The sequence below is a fragment of the Chryseobacterium sp. SIMBA_038 genome (assembly GCF_046535115.1).
Classification (GTDB): domain Bacteria; phylum Bacteroidota; class Bacteroidia; order Flavobacteriales; family Weeksellaceae; genus Chryseobacterium.
Window position 1 is genome coordinate 1 of the sequence record NZ_JAWRXH010000400.1, and the last position, 241, is coordinate 241.

1 protein-coding gene is annotated in these 241 nt (G+C 39.0%); it reads right to left on the bottom strand.

Annotation, left to right across the window (positions count from 1 at the left end; all coding sequences use genetic code 11):
* The coding region (locus tag SB689_RS24040; protein ID WP_410694535.1) for a hypothetical protein at positions 1 to 241 on the bottom strand (241 nt) is incomplete at both ends.

Sequence of the window (241 nt, forward strand, 5' to 3'; positions counted from 1 at the left end):
CTTATACTTCTTAGTCCCCGAATAGATACCTTTTCATCTTTTCCCGTCTTAGAAATAGATATTCCAGCAATAGTTCCACTGGGTTCTTTTGTTGCTATTCTATCGCCCGAAACTGTACTTACACTGGATGATCCGTAAACATCTTTATGTTTGGTACCATATCCTGTGATGACAACCTCTTCAATAGCCCTATCTGAAGTTTCTAAATGACGTTGAATAGGTGGTGGCGGTAGAAATATAG